The following is a 19,246-nucleotide window of genomic DNA, read 5'->3' on the forward strand; positions in this document are numbered from 1 at the left end:
TCCCAGGAAAGGACTAGAGGTATGAAGCAAGGCATCAGCACCATCAACCTACGCCCATTCAGGCCCGGCGACGTGCGATTGGCGCACGTCTTGTCCAGCGATCTGAAGTGGCCGCACCGGCCCGAGGACTGGCAGTTCGCGCTGTCCCTGGGTGAAGGTGTGGTCGCCGAACGCGATGGGAAGGTGCTGGGCACAGCGCTGTCATGGCAGTGGGGCGCGGACTACGCCACCATCGGACTCGTGATCGTCGCTCCCGAACTGCAGGGTCAGCGCATTGGCAACCGCATGATGCAGGCCCTGCTCGACCGCTTGGGTGCGCGCCATGTGCTGCTGCACGCGACGCAAGCAGGACGCGGCCTCTATGAGCGGCTGGGTTTCGTCGCTATGGGCGAGGTTTGCCAACACCAGGGCATGCTCGAGCGTTCACCGCAGCCGCACCGGCGGGAGGGCGATCACCTGCGGCCACTCGAGGAAGATGACATCGAATCTCTCATCACCCTCGACGCTCGGGCCACAGGCATGCTCCGCACCGAACTACTTCGGCGCGCGTTTGCGGAAGACAGGACCGTGGTCCTGGAACGAGGCGGCCAGACCGCAGGTTTCGCAGTTTTGCGGCGTTACGGTCGCGGTCAGGCGATCGGCCCCGTGGCCGCTCCGGACCTCGAAGCCGCGAGCCTGCTGATATCGGACTGCTGTCGGCACGTCGACGGGTTTCTGCGTGTCGACGTACACGCCGATGATGGCTTGTCGCAGTGGCTGCAGACGCAAGGGCTGCCGTGCGTCGGCGGCGGCACCGTCATGGTCCGCGGCCGTGTCTTCGAGCGGGGACCGGCGCGCGGCGGCTGGGTTGTGTTTACCCAGGCGATCGGCTGACCCTCTTGCGCGCGGCGTTCTCGCTGCCGCGCACCACGATCCGCAGCGCCTCGACGAAGTCGGCAACCAGCGCTTGCTCCGGCTGCTGATGGGCCCGTATCAGGTAGCAATCGAAGTGGATGGCTGGTTCGAACTCCAGCGCATGCACGCCCGCGAGACCGAGATCGGTGAGAACTGCCGGATTCACGATGCTGACGCCCAACCCGCGAGCCACCATGGCACACATCGTGGTGGCCAGCGTCGTCTCGATCTCGAGCTTGCGGACCTCGGGAACGAAGGCCTTGTCAATCTCCGCACGTGCGACGTCAGGGGGCGAAGCCGAGATGAAAGACTCCCCAGCCAAGTCCCCCGGATTGACCTTGCGGCGGCGCGCCAGCCGGTGCCCCTTCGGCACGATGCAGACGGCACGCTGCGAAAGGACGAGCTCGCTGTCGACTTCCTGCGGTAGCGCTACGTAGGGCGCCAGCCCCAGGTCGTAGTAGCGCGACGACACACCTTTGCAGATGGTTGCGGAGTCCGCTGTGGTGACCACGATGGGCACGTGCGGTCGCATGCCGCGAAACACTTGCAGGATGCGTGGCACAGGGTTGATGGCCAAGGCCGGCGTCACGGCGATCCGCAGGCCATCCACGCCCAGCGTGCGGATGCGCTCCGCCGCCGCGCCGATGGATTCCAAGCCCACGTAGACGCGGTCCACTTCCTTGAGCAATGCGTGCGCTTCGGGCGTGGGAAGAACCCGCAGTCCGACGCGCTCGAACAGCTTCATCTGCGTTTCGCGCTGCAGCAGCGCGACGGCCCTGCTCACGTTGGGTTGCGAGGTGTGCAACTGCGTGGCGGCAAGCGTCATCGAGCCTGTGTGCATGACGGCGCGGAAGCATTCGATCTGGCGGAGGTTCATGTCGGTAGTGTATGAAGTTCGACGGAACTTCTGTCTGGCTGCATGAAATCGCGTGTCGACACCGAGGGAATCCAGCACTTTGAAGGAGTCTCTCGATGACGGCACTGCATGGTCAATGCCCTGCCGCCGGTCAACAGGGCGAAGTTGCCGAATGAGCGCAGCGCACAGGTCGCGACAACGATCAATTCCAAGTCGTCCAACGGCGGGCCGGAACTTCCAGTCCATGTTCCTGAGTCACTGCTGATAGGACTCCCCGTGTGACGGCAAGGACCGGGTTCGAGTGGTTGCATCCGCGAGGAACGCTTTTGCGCTTTCGTGACGGTCGACCGGGAGTTGGCACCCCTGCAATGAACTCCCACTGTGAGTGGAAGCGACAGTGCCATGTGGCACCCGAAAGTACATATCCGAAGTGCATCAAGTGACCTAAAACTTGTATTTGACCGCATGCAGTGTCCCTTCGATACTGACTGAAGACGGCCAATCCTTCATGTGACGCAACGAGGCAACGAATGGACAGCAAGAATCCGCCAGAACGCCGCTTCGTGCGACTCGGCGAAACCGAGAGACGTGCAATTCAGGTCTGGATCGATGGCCGACCCGTACATGCTCTCGAGGGCGACACGCTGCTCGTGGCGCTTCTGTCCAGCACGAGCCACTTGCGCCATTCCGAGTTTTCAGACGTCGTGCGCTCCGGCTTCTGTTTGATGGGCGCGTGCCAGGATTGTTGGGTGCGGGACGAGCAGGGGCAACGCCTACGCTCCTGCAGTACGCCTGCCCGTGACGGCATGCGCATCCTCACTTCCGCACAGGAGGTCGAATGGGCCAGGCTCGCATAGTCATCGTCGGCGCCGGCCCTGCGGGGGTCCGCGCGGCGCAAGCGCTGGTCGAGCGCGGAGTCCGGCCGGTCGTCGTGGACGAGAGCCGCCGTGACGGCGGGCAGATCTACCGCCGGCAACCGGATGGGTTCAAGCGTCCTTACGCCAAGCTGTACGGAACGGAAGCCGACAAGGCGCAAGCCTTGCATCGCAGCTTCGAGCAACTGCAGCACCGGATCGAATGGCGCGCCGAGACGTTGGCCTGGCACATCGAGCCTCATGCGTTGCATGTCGTTCGCAATGGTGAAGCTGAAGTCCTGCCCTTCGACGCGTTGATCGTCTGCAGCGGCGCTACGGACAGGCTGATGCCGATGCCGGGTTGGGACTTGGCGGGCTGCTATAGCCTGGGTGCCGCGCAGATTTCGCTCAAGTCGCAGGCCTGCGCGATCGGCCGGCGCGTGGTGTTCATGGGCACTGGGCCGCTCCTGTATCTCGTCGCCGCTCAGTACGTGGCCGCGGGCGCGCAGGTGGAAGCGGTCCTGGACACATCGGCTTCGGTACTGCGCCTGCGAGCGCTGCCTAGGCTTGCCGCGCGGCCTAGCGTGCTGCTCAACGGCTTGAGGCTCGTGGCCTCGCTGCGGAGGGCGGGCGTGCACGTGATGACCGGCGTCACGCCGGTCGAGATCGGCGGTTCGCCTCAACGCGGTGTGACTGGCATGCGCGTACGCGACAGACGTGGACGCGAACATGCATTCGAATGCGACGCCGTCGCGCTGGGCTATCACCTGCGCTCCGAAGCCCAGCTTGCGGACATCGCCAGATGCGAGTTCCGGTTCGATGCCGCGTCGCGCCAATGGCTGCCTCGCGTCGACCAGGACGGCCGCAGCAGCGTCAAGGGCATGTACCTCGCGGGAGACGGCGTGCGTCTCTCCGGTGCGGATGGTGCGGAAGCCGCGGGCCGTCTGGCGGCGCTGACCTGCCTCGCAGACCTCGGCATTGAGCGCTCTGATCGTGCGGAAGTGGTGCAACTGCGCGCAGCCCTCGACAAGATGGAGCGCTTCCGGCTGGGCCTGCTGCAGGCGTTTCCCTGGCCGCACCGCGCGGCGGCCGCATTGCCGGACAGCACCGTCGTCTGTCGCTGTGAAGTCGTCACGGCGGGCGAGTTGCGCACAGCAGTCAGCGAACTCGGGGCCTGCGAGATCAACCGCGCCAAAGCGTTGTGCCGCGTGGGGATGGGGCGTTGTCAGGGCCGATACTGCGGCCACGCGGCTGCGGAGATCGTGGCGCATGCCGCCGGAATTCCTCTAGAGCAGGTCGGGCGCATCCGCGGCCAGGGCCCGGTGAAGCCGCTTTCCGTGTCGGCGCTGGCCGTCGGAGGTGCCGAATGAACAGCAGGCATTTCGCCGCTGACGTCGTGATCATCGGCGGTGGCATCGTCGGTGCGGCCGGCGCCTTCTTCCTGCGCCGGCGAGGCCTCTCCGTCGTGTTGCTGGAGCGTGGCCTGGTGGGCCAGCAGGCCAGCGGTGTGAACTTCGGCAACGTGCGTCGGCAGGGGCGGTATCTGCCGCAGCTGCCTTTGGCGCACCGTTCGCGCGAACTCTGGGGACGATTGCCGGAGTTGATCGGCCACGACGCCGAGTTCACTGTCACCGGTCACGTGCGCGTGGTGTACGACGCGGACGGCATGGCCGCCATCGAAAAGTATGCCGCTGATGCGCGGCCTTGGGGCCTCGATCTGCAGATCCTCGGTCACTCCGAAGTTCACAAGCGGTTTCCTTTCCTTGGGCCAGACGTGGTCGGCGGCTCGCTGTCTCCGAACGACGGCCATGCCAACCCCCGCCTGGCGGCACCGGCGTTCGGTCGCGCGGCGCGCAAGGCGGGCGCCACCGTGCTGGAAAATTGCGAGGTTCTGGACCTGCAGAAGGGCGCACTTGACTTTCATGTCACGGTCAAGGATGGAACCCGCGTCACTGCGCCTGTGGCGTTGGTCTGCGCGGGAGCCTGGGCCGGCAAATTCAGCGCGTGCTTCGGAGAGCCGGTGCCGCTGGTGCAACGCGGTCCCACGATGGGCGTGACCGAACCCGTGCCCTACGGGATCTTGCCGGTGGTCGGCGTCAAGAGTTCCAACCCTGCTGACGACATGTACTTCCGCCAGGTCAAGCGGGGCAACATCGTGTTCGGCGGCAGCGTGCGCAACGACGCCTATCTTGACGAGCGCCGCGCGCAGCCCAGGCCCGGCAACACTTTGCTGCAGCTGCCGCATCTGAGGCGCATCGCTCCGGCGCTCGCCAACCTTCACGTACTTCGCACCTGGAGCGGCGTGGAAAGCTATTTCCCGGACGACCTGCCGGTCATGGGACCCAGCCAGAGCGTGAGCGGCCTGTATTACGCCTTCGGCTTCTGCGGCCACGGCTTCCAGACCGGACCCGGTGTCGGGGACGTGATGGCAGAACTCATCGACCGCGGTACGACCAGTATCGACTTGACTCCCTACAGCGTCCGCCGCTTCGGCGAAACCATCGGCGCGCCGCAGGCGAGTCTCGCCACCGTGTAACCACCCTGCAAACCAGCACAGGAGACAACCATGACTGACCACAAAAATAATTCAAGCCCCACCAGCCACCCAGGCCTGGGCAATCTGACACGGCGCGACGCCATGTTCGCCGGTGCGGCGGCCTTTGCGGCCGGGTCGCTTGGTTTAGCTGTGAGTGCACGCGCTGCGGCGCCGGCTACGAAGCCGACGGGCCAAGCCATTCTTGGCTTCTCGCAGGAAGTCACCGTCCTGCATCCGCTGATGACGTCCAACGAAGTGGATCAGGGCGTCTGGTGGAACCTGTTCAGCCCTCTATGGCTGATCGACGCTCGAGGCAACTTCGTGCCCGTGTTGGCCAAGTCGGTTCCGACCTTGGAGAACGGCGGCATTTCGGCCGACGGCCTGAGCTGGCGCGTGGAACTGCGCAACGACGTGAAGTGGCATGACGGCAAACCGTTGACGGCGGAGGATGTGCGCTATTCGATCGGCCTGATGAAGAACCCGGCCTTCCGCGCCCGTAACCGAACGGCCTTCGACATGATCGCGAGCGTTGCCGTGGAGGGCACTCATGTGATCACGTGGAAACTGAAGGAGCCCTATGCGCCGCTCACCTCCACGCTGAGCTGGACCTTCATCGTCCCGGCGCACGTCCTGTCGCAGGACCCCGATCCCAACTCTCCGAAGTTCGCGGCCGCACCTGTGGGCACCGGCCCTTATCGCTTCGTGAGCCGCAAGACCGGCGACTACGTGATGCTCGAGGCGAATCCCGGCTACTTCGGGACGGTGCCCGTCGTCAATCGGTTGATCTTCAAGTATGTGCCGGACCTGAACGCGATGTACACGCAGTTCAAGACGGGAGAGATCGACTTCGTCGGTCTGGCGGGCATACCGGCCAATTTTTACAAGGAAGCCTCGGCGCTGCGCGGTCGCCGTGTCTATCCTGCGGCGCGCTCCGCGGTTGAGAACCTGACGCTCAATCTGGCTCACCCCGCGCTGGCGGACAAGGCCGTGCGGAAGGCACTGAACATGGCCATCGACCGCCAGTCGATCTGCGACATCGTCTACTACGGCCTGCCAAAGCCCGCCAACAGCTTCCTGGTCCCTGGCCACTGGGCCTATAACGCCAGTCTGCCCAAGTTCGAGTACGACCCCAAGAAGGCTGCTGCGACGCTTGACCAACTTGGCTGGGTGAAGGGTGCCGATGGCATCCGCGTGAAGAATGGCGTGCGGCTGTCTTTCACGAACTCGACCGTCACGGGCAACCAGCTGCGCGAGCAGACGCAGCAGCTCATCGCTGACGACTTCAAGAAGATCGGCGTCGAGATGCTGATCAAGAACATGGTGGCGGCGGTGCTGTGGGCCGACTTCTGGCGAAACTCCGAGTTCGACAGCCTGATGACAGCGCCGACCTACACCATCGCCTCGGATCCGGATGTCACCCATCGCTTCGGTTCGGGAGCCATTCCCAAGGAAACCAAGTCGGGCTCGAACGTGAGTCTCTACAAGAACGCTGGGGTGGACACGCTGCTTGCCCGAGGCCGCCAGGAATACAACCTGGCCAAGCGCAAGGAGATCTACGCCAAGGTCCAGGAACTGATCATGGACGACCTGCCTTTTCTGCCGTTGTTCAACCTTGTGGAGGTTGAAGGCACGAAAGCGGGGCTGGACGGGTATGCGGGCAACGTGAACGCGCTGTCCAATGCCTGGAACGCAGCCAGCTGGCGCTGGACTGCCTGAAAGCGGGTGCCGTCATGAGCCGATATCTCCTGAGCCGCTTGCTGCAGGCACTGCTGCTGCTGTGGCTGGTTTCAATGATCGCTTTCGCGATCCTTCACCTGGCGCCCGGTGGGCCACTGTCGCAGTTTCTGGCCACCGGGACCCTGGGGCCGGAGGACATTGAACGGCTCATGGCCCAGTACGGCCTGGACCGGCCGCTGCCTCTCCAGTACCTTGACTGGGCCGGCAATCTGCTAAGAGGCGACTGGGGCCGGTCGTATCGTGACGACCTGCCGGTCTTGACGAAGATCGGCATGCATGTCGGCCCCACGCTCGAGCTGATGATCTCTTCCACGCTGTTGGCGATGTTTATCGGTGGAATGATCGGCATCCTCGGTGCCGTAAGGCGGTATTCATTCTTCGACCACCTCGCCACCATCGGCGCCATGGTGGCCCTATCGATTCCCACCTTTTGGTTCGGGTTGGCGGTGATCTACGTCTTCTCCGTGAACCTGGGATGGCTGCCGGCCGGCGGACGGGAAACCATCGGCGATGGTTCTGTGCTCGATCGCATGCAGCACCTGGTGTTGCCCTGCATCGTGCTGGCATTGGTGTCGACGGCAGTGTGGAGCCGATACATGCGTTCCTCGATGCTGGATGTGATCAATCAGGACTACATCCGCACGGCCCGCTCCAAGGGCGTCGCTCCGGTGCGCATTCTCATCCACCACGCCCTACGCAACGCCTTGTTGCCCATGATCACCATCACCGGCCTGCACGTGTCCACGCTGCTGAGCGGCGCCCTTGTGACCGAAACCGTTTTCACCTGGCCCGGCATGGGAAGGCTGTTCCTGGACAGTGTGGGCAACCGGGACTATCCAGTGGTGATGGGCATGCTCATGTTCACTGCATGCATGGTGCTGCTGGGCAGCCTGCTAGCCGACCTGCTCTATTCCGTTGCGGATCCCCGCATCAAGGTTGGTGTTCAATGAGCGCCGTACATACAACATCCCTCCCGCTCGTTCGTCGGTCCTTCAGCGAACGGCATCCTGCGATCCGCCGCTTCATGCGGCACCGTCTTGCCATGCTGGGACTGGTGGTGATCGGACTCATGACGCTGCTGAGCTTCGTCGGACCTTATCTGACGCAGTTCAACGCCACGGACACCGACATCCGGAACCGCCTGGTTGCTCCCTTTGCGGGCGTCCATATCCTCGGCACGGATCCCCTTGGCCGCGACATCCTGGCGCGCCTGATGTACGCAGGACGCATCTCCCTGTCGGTGGGCTTCGCCGCCACGTTGCTGTCCATGGTGATTGGCGTACTGGTGGGGCTGGTGGCGGGTTTCTATCGCGGCGCAATTGGCACCGTACTGATGCGCTTCGTGGATTCCATGCTGTGCTTTCCGACGATTTTCCTGCTGCTGGCGGTCGCGGCGCTGATAGAGCCCTCGGTCATTTCCATTGTGGTACTTATCGCTGCGGCCAGTTGGATGGAGGTGGCGCGCGTGGTCGAGGGGCAGGTCCGCTCTCTGCGTTCACGCGACTTCGCGGTTGCGGCAGAGTCGCTTGGCGCCAGCGACTTGAGGATCATGTTCCGCGAGCTCCTGCCGAACGCAGTGGGACCCATCGTCGTTGCCGCAACGCTGAACATCGCCAACGCGATCTTGGCGGAGTCCTACATCAGCTTTCTCGGCTTCGGCATCCACCCCCCGACGCCGAGCTGGGGAAACATGCTCGAGAACGCGCAAAGCTATCTGACGAATGCGCCGTGGTTGGCCATCGTACCGGGGGTCGCCATCACGCTCACGGTGACCAGCTTCAACTTCATTGGTGACGGCCTGCGCGATGCGCTGGACGCCAAACTGGATCGTTAAGGATGCTTGCCATGGACCATCTCGAGCCATTGCACTTCGTGCCCGCTGCCGAAAGCGCGGAAGTGGACAACATTCTGGAAGTGCGTGACCTGAACGTGACGTTCCGCGCACCTGGCGGACCCGTGCGGGCCGTGCGCGATGTGAGCTTTACTTTGCGCCGGGGCGAGAACCTGGCGTTGGTGGGAGAAACCAGTTCGGGCAAGAGCGTGACCTGCCTGGGCCTGCTCGGCCTCACCCCACCTGCGCCGCACTGCGCCATCAGCGGTTCTGCCCGTCTGGCGGCGCGCGATGGCAAAACCTACGAGCTCGTGGGTACGCCCGAGCGTGTGATGCGGCAGGTGCGCGGAGGCGCCGCCTCGGTGATTTTTCAAGAGCCGATGACCTCGCTCAACCCGGTGCACACCGTCGGGGCGCAAATATGCGAGAGCCTGCACCTTCACCTGGGGATGAAAGGCCGCGCCGCCACGGAGCGCGCCGCTGAACTCCTGAACCAGGTCGGTATTTCCGATCCCAGGCGCCGGCTCGCGAATTACCCGCATGAACTGTCCGGCGGCATGCGCCAGCGCGTGATGATCGCCATGGCGATTGCATGCGAACCGTCCCTGCTGATCGCCGACGAACCTACCACGGCGCTGGACGTGACCATCCAGGCGCAGATCCTGGAGCTGCTGCAGAAGCTGCAGTCCGACAACGGCATGGCGATGATCTACATCACGCACAACCTCGGGACGGTTGCCGAGATCGCAGACCGGGTGATGGTGATGTACGCGGGCCGCATCGTGGAAACGACGGACGTGGTGTCGCTGTTCGCACAGCCGCGCCACCCCTACAGTCGCGGACTGATCCAGTCTGTTCCACGGCTGCACTCGAATCGCGCCCGCAAGACCCCGCTGTTCGCAATCCCGGGCAACGTCCCTGACCCGACGTCCCACCCGCCGGGCTGCACCTTCGGGCCGCGCTGCAGCCATTTCGAGCCGGGACGCTGCGATGTCGCAGTGCCGGACCTCGAGGGCGTCGGGCCTGGCCACCTGGTCCGGTGCGTGCGTTGGCCTGAAATTCAAGGAGCCGTGTGATGCAGCAAGAACATACCGCTGCCGCCCTATTGCAGGTCGAAGGCATGCGCAAGTGGTACTCGATCGGCGGGGGCTGGCTGGGCAAGCCAGCTCAGACCGTGAAGGCCGTCGACGGCGTGAACTTTGACATCCGCCGGGGCGAGGTGTTGAGCCTGGTGGGCGAAAGCGGCTCCGGCAAGAGCACCATCGGCCGCGCGATCCTGAACCTCGATGCGCCAACGGCGGGTCAGGTCCGATTCGACGGCAAGCCCCTGGTGGGCCTCACGCGCCGCCAGATGCGGCCCCTGCGGCGCGCGATGCAGATGGTCTTTCAGGATCCGTACTCGTCGCTGAATCCGAAGCACACGGTGGAGGAGTTGCTGTCGGCGCCGCTGCAGATCCACATGCCGGAGCTCACCGTGCAGGAGCGCCGCGACAGGATCGACGCCATATTGAAGACAGTGGGACTCAACCCCGCGCATCGCGCCCGCTATCCGCACGAGTTCTCGGGCGGCCAGCGACAGCGCATCGGCATCGCTCGCGCGCTGATGACCGAGCCGCAGCTGTTGGTGGCTGACGAGCCGGTGTCCGCGCTCGACGTTTCGGTGCAGGCGCAGGTGATCAACCTGCTGCTGGAGCTGAAGCAGCGCTTGGGTCTTACCATGCTGTTCATCAGCCACGACCTCGCTGTCGTGGGCCACATTTCCGATCGCATCGCGGTGATGTATTTAGGCCGGCTGGTGGAAATCGGCGACGCCGAATCGTTGCTGAACGATCCTCGGCATCCCTACACGCGCGCCTTGATGGCGGCGGTTCCGAACATCGACCCGCAGCAGCGGCGCCCGCGCGAGCTGCTCAAGGGCGACATCCCCAGTCCGCTGGCGCCGCCCTCGGGTTGCTCCTTTCGCACGCGATGCCCGCATGCCCAGCCTGCTTGCGCGAACGCCGTTCCTGAACTTAGGTTTGTTGAGCGGAACCACGCGACCGCGTGCATCCGCGACGACATCTGACGCCAATCCATGTCTCCTTCTATCCTTCGCGTTCGCAGCGACGACAAGTTGCCCGAGCAAGCCGATGCAGTGATCATCGGCGGTGGCATCGTCGGTGTCTCTACGGCGTATTTCCTGGCCCAGCGTGGCCTTTCTGTGGTCATCCTGGAAAAAGGCTATATCGGCGGTGAGCAGTCCAGCCGCAACTGGGGTTGGTGCCGCCAGCAAAACCGCGATGCGCGCGAGCTGCCGCTTTCGGGTCTCTCGATGCGTTTGTGGGATGAGATGGCACGCGACATCGGGCGTGACCTCGGCTTCCAGCGTTGCGGCCTGTACTACGCGAGTGACGACCCGAAGCAGCTCGCCACCTGGGAAGCCTGGGGAGCGCAGCATGGACGTCCTTTTGGTGTGCGCACACGCATGCTCGACGCCAAAGAGGCCGAAAGCGTGATGCGAGGCAGCAGCACTCGCAAGTGGCTGGGCGGTGTGCACTCCATGGACGATGGCACTGCGGATCCGGCCCTGGCGGCACCTGGCATCGCAGAAGGAGCCCGTGCTTTCGGTGCCACGATCCATCAGGACTGCGCGGCCCGCGGGCTTGACATTTCCAATGGCGCGATAAGCGGCGTGTTCACCGAGAAAGGCTTGGTCAGGACGGGCGCCGTCGTGTGCGCTGGGGGTGCTTGGGCCTCTGGGTTCTGCCGCCGGCACGGCATCTCCTTCCCGCAGGCGAGTGTCCGTGCGTCCGTGCTGCGCACACCGCCCATTGAAGGTCTTGCACCAGCGCTGGCGACCCCGGAGTGCACGCTGACGCGCCGCCCCGATGGCGGCTACATCGTCGCCATCAGCGGAAAAGGGACGCTGGAGCTAACACCCCAGGGTCTGCGGTACGCGCGTGACTTCATGCCCATGTTCGTCAAGCGGCTCAAAGCGGTGGAGATCGGCGTAGGGAGTTCCTTCTTCCGTGGACCCGAGGCACTCAACCGCTGGGAGTTCGACGAGAAATCGCCGTTCGAGCAAATCCGTGTGCTGGACCCAGTGCCCGACCAGAAGGCGATCAACTACCTCTTGGACAGCTTCAAGCGGCTCTACCCGGCGCTGCCTGGGATCACGGTGTCCCAGGCCTGGGGGGCGTACATCGACAGCACGCCGGACGCGGTGCCCGTCATCTCGCCTGTGGACCGCATCCAGGGCTTCGTGCTCGCCGCCGGCTTCAGCGGCCATGGCTTCGGTCTGGGGCCTGGGGCAGGGCAACTGGCAGCGAGCATGGTCACGGGCGACGCGCCTCCTGTGGATCCCACGCCTTTCCGCTACTCGCGCTTTGGCGACGGCTCGAAGGTCAAGGTCGGCGCTATCTGAGCAGCTTCGATAAGTACGGAAACCATCTTCATGAACAATCTCACCTTCTTCAAGTTCGACGATCTGGGTACGGCCCGCGAGGGCGGACCTTTGTCGGAACGCGTCCTCGCAGGCACTGCCAAGTTCAAGAACTGGGACGTGGACCGTTCCAACGACGAAAAAGTCCGCGCTGGCGTCTGGGAAACCACGCCTGGTACCTACCGATCCATCAAAGGTGGTACCTGGGAGTTCTGCTACATCCTCTCGGGCCTGTCGGAAGTGACAGAGGACGGAAAGGAGCCCGTGCGGGTGCGCGCGGGAGATTCCTTCGTCATGAGACCCGAATTCACGGGCATCTGGCATTGCATCGAAACGACCCGCAAGATCTGGGTCGTCTACAACAAGTAGCCATGGCCTTCGTCTACAAGGCCGACCCCGTGCGCGGGGCGGAATGGGCACGCCTGTTCGCCGCCAAAGCGCCCGAGATTCCGTTTCACATCTGGCCCGACATGGGCCCGCCCGAACGCGTGCGCTATCTCGCAGCGTGGACGCTGCCAGAAGGCTTCGAGCGGCAGTTCCCCAACGTGGAACTGGTGTTCTCCACGGGTGCCGGCGTGGACCAGTTCGACCTGAGCAAGGTGCCGCCGGCCCTGCCTGTGGTGCGCCTCGCCGAGCCTGGCGTGGTGGCGGGCATGGTGGAGTACGCCACCATGGCGGTGCTGGCTTTGCACCGGGACCTGCCAGCCTACATCGAGCAGCAGCGGCAAGAAAAATGGGCCGCGCACCGCGTCCATCCTGCCGCCAAGCGACGGGTGAGCGTTCTTGGCATGGGAGTGTTGGGTCGGGCGGTCCTCACGCAGCTTCGAAGTTTTGGATTCCAGCTTGCGGGCTGGAGCCGGACGCGCCATGAGTTCGAAGGCGTGACTTGCTACGCGGGTGAGGGCGAGCTATTGGGGATGCTGGCTGCCACGGACATCCTGGTCTGCTTGCTGCCGCTGACGAGCGAGACGCGCAACATTCTCGATGCGACGCTGCTCAATGCTTTGCCCTGTGGTGCATCTCTGGTGCATGTGGGGCGTGGCGCACAGCTTGACCACCAAGCCTTGCTGGACGCGCTCGACAGCGGGTGGATTTCTTCCGCCGTGGTCGATGTCACGGCACCCGAGCCGCTGCCTGCGAACCACCGGTTCTGGTCACATCCGCGCATTCTGTTGACGCCGCATATCGCCAGCATGACCCAGCCGGAAACAGCGGTTGATCTCGTACTGGAGAACATACGGCGCCATCAAGCAGGCGAGCCGTTGGTCGGTCTTGTGAGCCGCGACAGGGGGTATTGAGCCGTGAGTGCAAGCATTGACGATCTTCTGCCCGATCTGATTGCGCTGCGACGCGATCTGCACGCTCATCCCGAGCTGGCGTTCGAAGAGCGCCGAACCTCTGGCATCGTCGCAGCGGTGCTGCGTGAGGCGGGGCTGGAGGTGCATGAGGGCATCGGTGGAACGGGCGTGGTCGGCGTTCTGCGCCGAGGAAGCTCGCCACGGATGGTCGGCCTGCGTGCAGACATGGACGCTCTGCCCCTTGTGGAGCAAGGTGAGCGGCCGCATGTCAGTCGCTTCCCCGGCCGTCACCACGGGTGCGGGCACGACGGCCACACAGCGATGCTGCTCGGCGCAGCCCGGCAACTCGCTCGCGATGAAGCATTCGAGGGCTGCGTCGCCTTCATCTTCCAGCCGGCCGAAGAAGGACGAGGCGGTGCGCGCGAGATGGTGCTAGAAGGTCTGTTCGAGCGCTTCCCCTGCGAAGCCGTGTTCGCCGTGCACAACTGGCCGGACCTCCCGTTGGGCGCGGCGGCGACGCGGTCCGGCCCCATCATGGCCGCAGCGGATCGTTTCGATATCGTGGTGCGTGGGCGTGGCGGGCATGCGGCGCAGCCGCACCACACACCTGATGTGGTGCTGGCCGCCAGCACGCTGGTGGCCCAGCTACACACCATCGTGTCACGGCGTGTGCCGCCCACCGAGAACGCGGTGCTCTCGGTCACCCGCATCAGTGGCGGCCAGTCGCACAACGTTCTGCCGGCAGCGGTGGAGCTGACAGGCACGGTGCGCAGCTTCAACGGGGCGGTGCAGGACATGATCGAGCAGGCCCTGCGCGACATCGCCGCAGGTGTTGCGCGCGCGAGCGGCACCACTGTCGACGTAGAGTACACGCGCTACTACCCGGCCACCATCAATAGCCCGGCGCACGCGCAGCTCGCGCTCGAAGCGGCACGCCGCGCCGGCCTGGAAGCGCAGACGGCTGGAGCACCCGCCTTCACCTCGGAAGACTTCGCGTTCATGCTGCAGCAACGGCCGGGTGCCTATCTCTGGCTTGGCCAAGGCGCGGGCACGAACCCTGCGCCCTTGCACCACCCCTCCTACGACTTCAACGACGACGTGCTGGCCTTCGGTGTGCGCTGGTTTGTGACCGTTGCGCAGCTGGCGCTGCAGGACACGTCCACTCCTTCCCAGAAATGATGCTCTACCTATCCACCCGGGGCCACCCCGACCGCAAGCGCTTCTGCGAAATCCTGCTCGAAGGCCTCGCGCCCGACGGCGGCCTCTACCTGCCCGAGCAATACCCGCAGGTCGACACCGCCACGCTCGCCAAGTGGCGCAAGCTGCCGTACGCCGAGCTGGCCTTCGAGATCCTCTCGCTGTACATCGACGACATTCCGCCGGCCGACCTGAAGGCGATCTGCGCGAAGACCTACACGGCCGAAGTGTTCGGCACCGACGAGATCGTGCCGCTGCGCGAGCTCGAAGACGGCGTGTACCTCGAAGCCCTGTCCAACGGCCCCACGCTGGCCTTCAAGGACATGGCGATGCAGCTGCTGGGCAACCTGTTCGAGTACGAACTGGCCCGCCGCGGCGCCAAGCTCAACATCCTGGGCGCCACCAGCGGCGACACCGGCAGCGCGGCCGAGTACGCCATGCGCGGCAAGAAGGGCGTGCGCGTCTTCATGACCTCGCCCGACGGCCGCATGAGCCCGTTCCAGCAGGCGCAGATGTTCAGCCTGCAGGACGCGAACATCCACAACATCGCCATCACCGGCGTGTTCGACGACTGCCAGGACATCGTCAAGGCAGTGTCGAACGACCTGGCCTTCAAGCGCAAGTACCGCATCGGCACGGTCAACTCGATCAACTGGGCGCGGCTGCTGGCGCAGGTCGTCTATTACTTCGCGGGCTACTTCCAGGCCACGGCGGCCAACGACAAGCCGGTGAGCTTCACTGTGCCCTCGGGCAACTTCGGCAACGTCTGCGCGGGCCACGTGGCGCGCATGATGGGCCTGCCGATCCACACGCTGGTGGTCGCCACCAACGAGAACGACGTGCTCGACGAGTTCTTCCGCACCGGCGTGTACCGCGTGCGCGGCGCCGTCGACACGCACGAGACCTCCAGCCCGTCGATGGACATCAGCAAGGCCAGCAACTTCGAGCGCTTCGTGTTCGACCTGGTCGGGCGCGACGCGGCGAAGGTGAAGCGCCTGTTTGGCGAACAGCTGGCGAGCCAGGGTCGCTTCGAACTCGCGGTTGATCCCAAGTTCGGCTTCGTGTCGGGCAAGAGCACGCATGCAGACCGTGTCTCGACCATCCGCGATACTTTTCATCGCTTCGGCGCGATGGTTGATCCGCACACGGCCGACGGTCTCAAGGTGGCGCGTGAGCATGTGCGCAAGGGGACGCCCATGGTCGTGCTGGAGACCGCGCTGCCGATCAAATTTGCGGCCACGGTCGCGGAGGCGCTGGGACGCGCCCCGGATCGACCGGCCAAGTTCGAAGCTATCGAGGAGCTGCCGCGCCGCGTCACGGTGCTTCCGGCCGAGGTTGAGCAGGTAAAGGCCTACATCGCTGCCCGCGTGGCCTGATCGTCCCATGGCTGTCTTTACCGAAGTTTCATTCGACGAGGTCGCAATGTTCCTGCGCAAGTTCGAGCAGGGTGAATTGCGGGCCCTTCTCGCTTGTTCCGGGGGCATCGAGAACACGAACTACTTCGTGGCGACGGATGCGGGCCCTCATGTGTTGACGCTGTTCGAGCGACTGGCAGACGAGGAGCTGCCCTTCTACCTGCACCTCATGCAACACCTGGCGGGACAGGGAATTCCTGTGCCCGACCCGTTGCCGGACCGCGAAGGACGCATCCTGCATCGCCTGAAGGGCAAGCCCGCCGCGATCGTGACCAGATTGCATGGCAGGAGTGAACTGAAACCTTCCGTCGCGCACTGCAGTGCCGTCGGAGCGGTGCTCGCCCGAATGCACTTGGCTGGCAGGGGCTACGAACGTTACCAGCCCAATCTGCGAGGCTTGCTTTGGTGGAGCGAAACCGCCCCCCTGGTCATGCCGTACCTCGACGATGGTCAGCGAGCGCTACTTACGCGTGAAATGGATTGCCAGAAGCGCATCGCGGCATCGGATGACTACGCGGCTCTGCCCCGTGGCCCCATCCACGGTGACTTGTTTCGCGACAACGTCTTGTTCGAGGGGGAGCGGCTCACGGGCGTTCTCGACTTCTATTTCGCCGGCTGCGACACGTGGCTGTACGACATCGGCGTATGCCTCAACGACTGGTGCGTTGACCTGGATAGCGGGCAAGGCAATGCAGCGCATGAAGCCGCTTTGCTGTCGGCCTACGAAGCAGTGCGGCCGCTACAGCCGCCGGAGCGTGGCCTTCTGCTCGCGATGCGGCGCGCCGCCGCGCTTCGGTTCTGGTTGTCACGCCTGCGCGATCTGCATCTGCCGCGGCCAGCCGCAGTCTTGAAGGCGCACGACCCGCGGCAATTCGAACATGTTCTGCGTCACTGCACGAGCGACGCCGAAGCGATTCTCTAGACCCAACAAGGACGATCTCATGGGAACCACCAAAGACTACTACGCCGCGTTGCGGCAGGAACTTGAACAGATCCAGACGGCCGGCCTGCTGAAGGTCGAACTCGCCATCACGTCACCGCAAGGCAGTCGAATTTCCACTGCCGGTGCGCCGGCGTTGATCAATCTCTGCGCCAACAACTACCTCGGTCTGTCGTCACACGCCGACGTCCTGCAGGCCGCCCACGCGGCACTCGACGCACGCGGCTTTGGCATGAGCGGTGCCCGGTTCATCTGTGGAACCCAGGATCTGCACCAGGCGCTGGAGGCGCGCCTCTCCACTTTTCTGGGCATGGAGGACACCATCCTGTACGGATCAGCCTTCGACGCGAACGGTGGATTGTTCGAGCCGCTGCTGGGTCCGGAGGATGCGGTCATCAGCGACGAACTGAACCATGCCTCGATCATCGACGGCATCCGCCTGTGCAAGGCCAAGCGCTACCGCTACCGGCACGACGACATGAAGGACCTGCGCGTGCAGCTGGAGGCAGCGGACGAGGCCGGGGCGCGGCACAAGCTCGTGTTCACCGACGGGGTCTTCTCGATGGACGGGACCATTGCTCGCCTGAACGAGATGCGCGCGATCTGCGACGAATTCGGTGCATTGCTAGGGGTGGACGATTCGCACGCCACCGGTTTCCTAGGCAAGAGGGGGCGCGGTAGCCACGAGTACCGCGGCGTCTTTGGCAAGGTCGACATCATTACGGGCACGCTTGGCAAGGCACTGGGCGGCGCGTCAGGAGGATTCGCGAGCGCGAAGCGGGAAGTGGTGCAGTTGCTTCGGCAACGCTCGCGTCCCTATCTGTTTTCCAACAGCCTGGCTCCGGCCATCGTCGGCGCCACGCTCAAGGTGCTCGATGTGCTGGAGGCGAACACGACCCTGCGTGACCAGCTGGAAGACAACACGCGCTATTTCCGTGCAGGTCTCGTCGCGCGGGACTTCGAGGTGAAGCCGGGCGAGCACCCCATCGTGCCCGTGATGCTTTACGACGCAGAGCTGTCGCAGCGTTTTGCACGGCGGCTGCTGGAGTTGGGCGTCTACGTGACGGGCTTCTTCTACCCCGTCGTCCCGAAGGACCAAGCCCGCATCCGCGTGCAGATCAGTGCGCAGCACACGCGGGGCCAACTGGATGAAGCCCTGTGCGCGTTCGAGCAAGCAGGTAGGGACACGGGGGTGATCGCATGAGCGATGCGCCTCGCATTCTCGTCGTCGGTGCCAATGGCCAGTTGGGGACGGAGCTTGCCGTCGCGCTCGCCGAGCGCCATGGCGCGGAGAACGTGATCGTGAGCGATCGGCTCGAGAGTGGCCGACATCAAAGCCTGCGGTACGAAACGCTTGACGTAACCGACACCCGGCGCCTTGCCGGGCTGATCGAAAAGCATCGCGTTACCCAGATTTACCATCTGGCGGCAGCTCTGTCGGCGAGCGGAGAGACGCGGCCGGCGTGGGCATGGAAGCTGAATATGGATGGCCTGTTGAACGTCCTGGAAGCGGCCCGCCACTACAAGCTGGACAAGGTGTTCTGGCCGAGCTCGATTGCGGCATTCGGCCCAACGACTCCGGAAGACGGCACGCCGCAGACAACGGTGATGGAGCCCGGCACGGTCTATGGCATATCGAAGCTTGCCGGCGAAGGCTGGTGCCGTTGGTACTTCGAGAAGCATGGGGTCGATGTGCGAAGCTTGCGCTACCCGGGACTCATCTCCTGGAAGACGAGCCCCGGAGGGGGTACGACGGATTACGCGATCGACATCTTCCATGCCGCCTTGAAGAGCGAGCGCTACACCTGCTTCCTGGAGCCTGATGAGTACCTGCCCATGCTGTACATGGACGACGCGGTGCGCGCGACTCTGGAACTGATGGAAGCTCCCACAACCGATATTACGGAACGCGGCAGCTACAACCTTGCAGGCTTGAGCTTCACGCCCAGGGAAATCGCGGCGGAGATTCGCAAGCACCTGCCTGACTTCGAGATCGTGTACGAGCCAGATTTTCGCCAAGCCATTGCCAGCAGTTGGCCCAACTCCATCGATGACCGGTGCGCGCGGTCCGATTGGGGGTGGCGGCACCGATATGACCTCTCGCAATTGGTGAACGAGATGTTGAAGAATCTCTCTCGAACCTTTGGGCGGGGGACCTTGAGCAAGGCGGAGCTAAAAGGCTGGCGGGGTGGGGGCAAGCTGGCTCGCACATCTCGGGATGTAGACGTAGAGATCGGGTCCGTTGAACTTCGCTGACTTGATCAAGG

The 19,246-nt window shown here is 64.2% G+C and carries 18 protein-coding genes; 17 read left to right on the top strand and 1 reads right to left on the bottom strand.

The genetic code is table 11. The features are described from left to right. Positions 1-21 precede the first annotated feature (21 nt). The gene (locus tag ACAM57_RS33310) at positions 22-873 is read left to right on the top strand and encodes a GNAT family N-acetyltransferase (protein WP_369662863.1); all 852 of its coding nucleotides are present in this window, start codon (positions 22-24) and stop codon (positions 871-873) included. Here the strand turns inward: ACAM57_RS33310 and ACAM57_RS33315 are convergent. Beyond that, the gene (locus ACAM57_RS33315) at positions 854-1,771 is read right to left on the bottom strand and encodes a LysR substrate-binding domain-containing protein (RefSeq protein ID WP_369662864.1); all 918 of its coding nucleotides are present in this window, start codon (positions 1,769-1,771) and stop codon (positions 854-856) included. The genes ACAM57_RS33310 and ACAM57_RS33315 overlap by 20 nt on opposite strands. Before the next feature lie 509 nt (positions 1,772-2,280). On the opposite strand from ACAM57_RS33315, the gene ACAM57_RS33320 reads away from it, so the two are divergent. Genes ACAM57_RS33320 through ACAM57_RS33395 form a run of 16 tightly spaced genes read left to right on the top strand, consistent with a single transcriptional unit; the run spans position 2,281 to position 19,235 of the window. Continuing rightward, the gene (locus tag ACAM57_RS33320; RefSeq protein WP_369662865.1) at positions 2,281-2,607 is read left to right on the top strand and encodes a (2Fe-2S)-binding protein; all 327 of its coding nucleotides are present in this window, start codon (positions 2,281-2,283) and stop codon (positions 2,605-2,607) included. Further along, positions 2,589-3,974, top strand: coding sequence for an FAD-dependent oxidoreductase (locus ACAM57_RS33325; RefSeq protein WP_369662866.1), 1,386 nt, complete (start codon positions 2,589-2,591; stop codon positions 3,972-3,974). The genes ACAM57_RS33320 and ACAM57_RS33325 overlap by 19 nt, the downstream gene beginning before the upstream one ends. Continuing rightward, positions 3,971-5,140, top strand: coding sequence for an NAD(P)/FAD-dependent oxidoreductase (locus ACAM57_RS33330; protein WP_369662867.1), 1,170 nt, complete (start codon positions 3,971-3,973; stop codon positions 5,138-5,140). The genes ACAM57_RS33325 and ACAM57_RS33330 overlap by 4 nt, the downstream gene beginning before the upstream one ends. Before the next feature lie 30 nt (positions 5,141-5,170). Beyond that, a complete protein-coding gene (locus ACAM57_RS33335) occupies positions 5,171-6,856 on the top strand; it encodes a peptide ABC transporter substrate-binding protein (protein WP_369662868.1) in 1,686 nt (561 codons plus the stop codon). Between the two features lie 14 nt (positions 6,857-6,870). Then, positions 6,871-7,827 (top strand): ABC transporter permease, encoded by a 957-nt coding sequence (locus ACAM57_RS33340; RefSeq protein WP_369662869.1) that lies wholly within the window; start codon positions 6,871-6,873, stop codon positions 7,825-7,827. Continuing rightward, complete coding sequence (locus tag ACAM57_RS33345; protein WP_369662870.1) at positions 7,824-8,711, top strand: ABC transporter permease; 888 nt, start codon at positions 7,824-7,826, stop codon at positions 8,709-8,711. The genes ACAM57_RS33340 and ACAM57_RS33345 overlap by 4 nt, the downstream gene beginning before the upstream one ends. 11 nt (positions 8,712-8,722) lie before the next feature. After that, positions 8,723-9,784: an ABC transporter ATP-binding protein gene (locus tag ACAM57_RS33350; protein WP_369662871.1), complete on the top strand. Its 1,062-nt coding sequence runs from the start codon at positions 8,723-8,725 to the stop codon at positions 9,782-9,784. Further along, positions 9,784-10,773 carry an ABC transporter ATP-binding protein gene (locus ACAM57_RS33355; RefSeq protein WP_369662872.1) on the top strand — a complete coding sequence of 330 codons (990 nt, stop codon included), beginning with the start codon at positions 9,784-9,786 and terminating at the stop codon, positions 10,771-10,773. Before ACAM57_RS33350 ends, ACAM57_RS33355 begins: the two co-directional genes overlap by 1 nt. 9 nt (positions 10,774-10,782) lie before the next feature. Continuing rightward, entirely contained in the window at positions 10,783-12,111 is a 1,329-nt protein-coding gene (locus tag ACAM57_RS33360) for an NAD(P)/FAD-dependent oxidoreductase (protein ID WP_369662873.1), read from the top strand. Positions 12,112-12,141: 30 nt separating this feature from the next. Continuing rightward, positions 12,142-12,498, top strand: a complete 357-nt coding sequence (locus ACAM57_RS33365) for a cupin domain-containing protein (protein WP_369662874.1) — start codon at positions 12,142-12,144, stop codon at positions 12,496-12,498. 2 nt (positions 12,499-12,500) lie between these two features. Next, entirely contained in the window at positions 12,501-13,427 is a 927-nt protein-coding gene (locus ACAM57_RS33370; RefSeq protein ID WP_369662875.1) for a 2-hydroxyacid dehydrogenase, read from the top strand. Positions 13,428-13,430: 3 nt separating this feature from the next. Further along, positions 13,431-14,606 carry a M20 aminoacylase family protein gene (locus ACAM57_RS33375; RefSeq protein ID WP_369662876.1) on the top strand — a complete coding sequence of 392 codons (1,176 nt, stop codon included), beginning with the start codon at positions 13,431-13,433 and terminating at the stop codon, positions 14,604-14,606. Further along, positions 14,606-16,000 (top strand): threonine synthase, encoded by a 1,395-nt coding sequence (gene thrC / locus ACAM57_RS33380; protein ID WP_369662905.1) that lies wholly within the window; start codon positions 14,606-14,608, stop codon positions 15,998-16,000. Before ACAM57_RS33375 ends, thrC begins: the two co-directional genes overlap by 1 nt. Before the next feature lie 7 nt (positions 16,001-16,007). After that, the gene (locus tag ACAM57_RS33385) at positions 16,008-16,961 is read left to right on the top strand and encodes a homoserine kinase (protein WP_369662877.1); all 954 of its coding nucleotides are present in this window, start codon (positions 16,008-16,010) and stop codon (positions 16,959-16,961) included. A 19-nt stretch (positions 16,962-16,980) separates the two neighbouring features. Further along, a complete protein-coding gene (kbl, locus tag ACAM57_RS33390) occupies positions 16,981-18,183 on the top strand; it encodes a glycine C-acetyltransferase (protein WP_369662878.1) in 1,203 nt (400 codons plus the stop codon). Continuing rightward, the gene (locus tag ACAM57_RS33395; protein WP_369662879.1) at positions 18,180-19,235 is read left to right on the top strand and encodes an NAD-dependent epimerase/dehydratase family protein; all 1,056 of its coding nucleotides are present in this window, start codon (positions 18,180-18,182) and stop codon (positions 19,233-19,235) included. The genes kbl and ACAM57_RS33395 overlap by 4 nt, the downstream gene beginning before the upstream one ends. Positions 19,236-19,246 lie beyond the last annotated feature (11 nt).

Source organism: Variovorax sp. V15 (assembly GCF_041154425.1).
GTDB classification, from domain to species: domain Bacteria; phylum Pseudomonadota; class Gammaproteobacteria; order Burkholderiales; family Burkholderiaceae_C; genus Variovorax; species Variovorax guangxiensis.

Coding starts and splice junctions, on each gene's coding strand:
- ACAM57_RS33340 (WP_369662869.1), top strand. CDS start 6,871: ATGAGCCGATATCTCCTGAGCCGCTTGCTGCAGGCACTGCTGCTGCTG.
- ACAM57_RS33370 (WP_369662875.1), top strand. CDS start 12,501: ATGGCCTTCGTCTACAAGGCCGACCCCGTGCGCGGGGCGGAATGGGCA.
- ACAM57_RS33310 (WP_369662863.1), top strand. CDS start 22: ATGAAGCAAGGCATCAGCACCATCAACCTACGCCCATTCAGGCCCGGC.
- ACAM57_RS33335 (WP_369662868.1), top strand. CDS start 5,171: ATGACTGACCACAAAAATAATTCAAGCCCCACCAGCCACCCAGGCCTG.
- ACAM57_RS33315 (WP_369662864.1), bottom strand. CDS start 1,771: ATGAACCTCCGCCAGATCGAATGCTTCCGCGCCGTCATGCACACAGGC.
- ACAM57_RS33330 (WP_369662867.1), top strand. CDS start 3,971: ATGAACAGCAGGCATTTCGCCGCTGACGTCGTGATCATCGGCGGTGGC.
- ACAM57_RS33365 (WP_369662874.1), top strand. CDS start 12,142: ATGAACAATCTCACCTTCTTCAAGTTCGACGATCTGGGTACGGCCCGC.
- ACAM57_RS33355 (WP_369662872.1), top strand. CDS start 9,784: ATGCAGCAAGAACATACCGCTGCCGCCCTATTGCAGGTCGAAGGCATG.
- ACAM57_RS33360 (WP_369662873.1), top strand. CDS start 10,783: ATGTCTCCTTCTATCCTTCGCGTTCGCAGCGACGACAAGTTGCCCGAG.
- ACAM57_RS33320 (WP_369662865.1), top strand. CDS start 2,281: ATGGACAGCAAGAATCCGCCAGAACGCCGCTTCGTGCGACTCGGCGAA.
- ACAM57_RS33385 (WP_369662877.1), top strand. CDS start 16,008: ATGGCTGTCTTTACCGAAGTTTCATTCGACGAGGTCGCAATGTTCCTG.
- ACAM57_RS33325 (WP_369662866.1), top strand. CDS start 2,589: ATGGGCCAGGCTCGCATAGTCATCGTCGGCGCCGGCCCTGCGGGGGTC.
- thrC (WP_369662905.1), top strand. CDS start 14,606: ATGCTCTACCTATCCACCCGGGGCCACCCCGACCGCAAGCGCTTCTGC.
- kbl (WP_369662878.1), top strand. CDS start 16,981: ATGGGAACCACCAAAGACTACTACGCCGCGTTGCGGCAGGAACTTGAA.
- ACAM57_RS33395 (WP_369662879.1), top strand. CDS start 18,180: ATGAGCGATGCGCCTCGCATTCTCGTCGTCGGTGCCAATGGCCAGTTG.
- ACAM57_RS33345 (WP_369662870.1), top strand. CDS start 7,824: ATGAGCGCCGTACATACAACATCCCTCCCGCTCGTTCGTCGGTCCTTC.
- ACAM57_RS33350 (WP_369662871.1), top strand. CDS start 8,723: ATGGACCATCTCGAGCCATTGCACTTCGTGCCCGCTGCCGAAAGCGCG.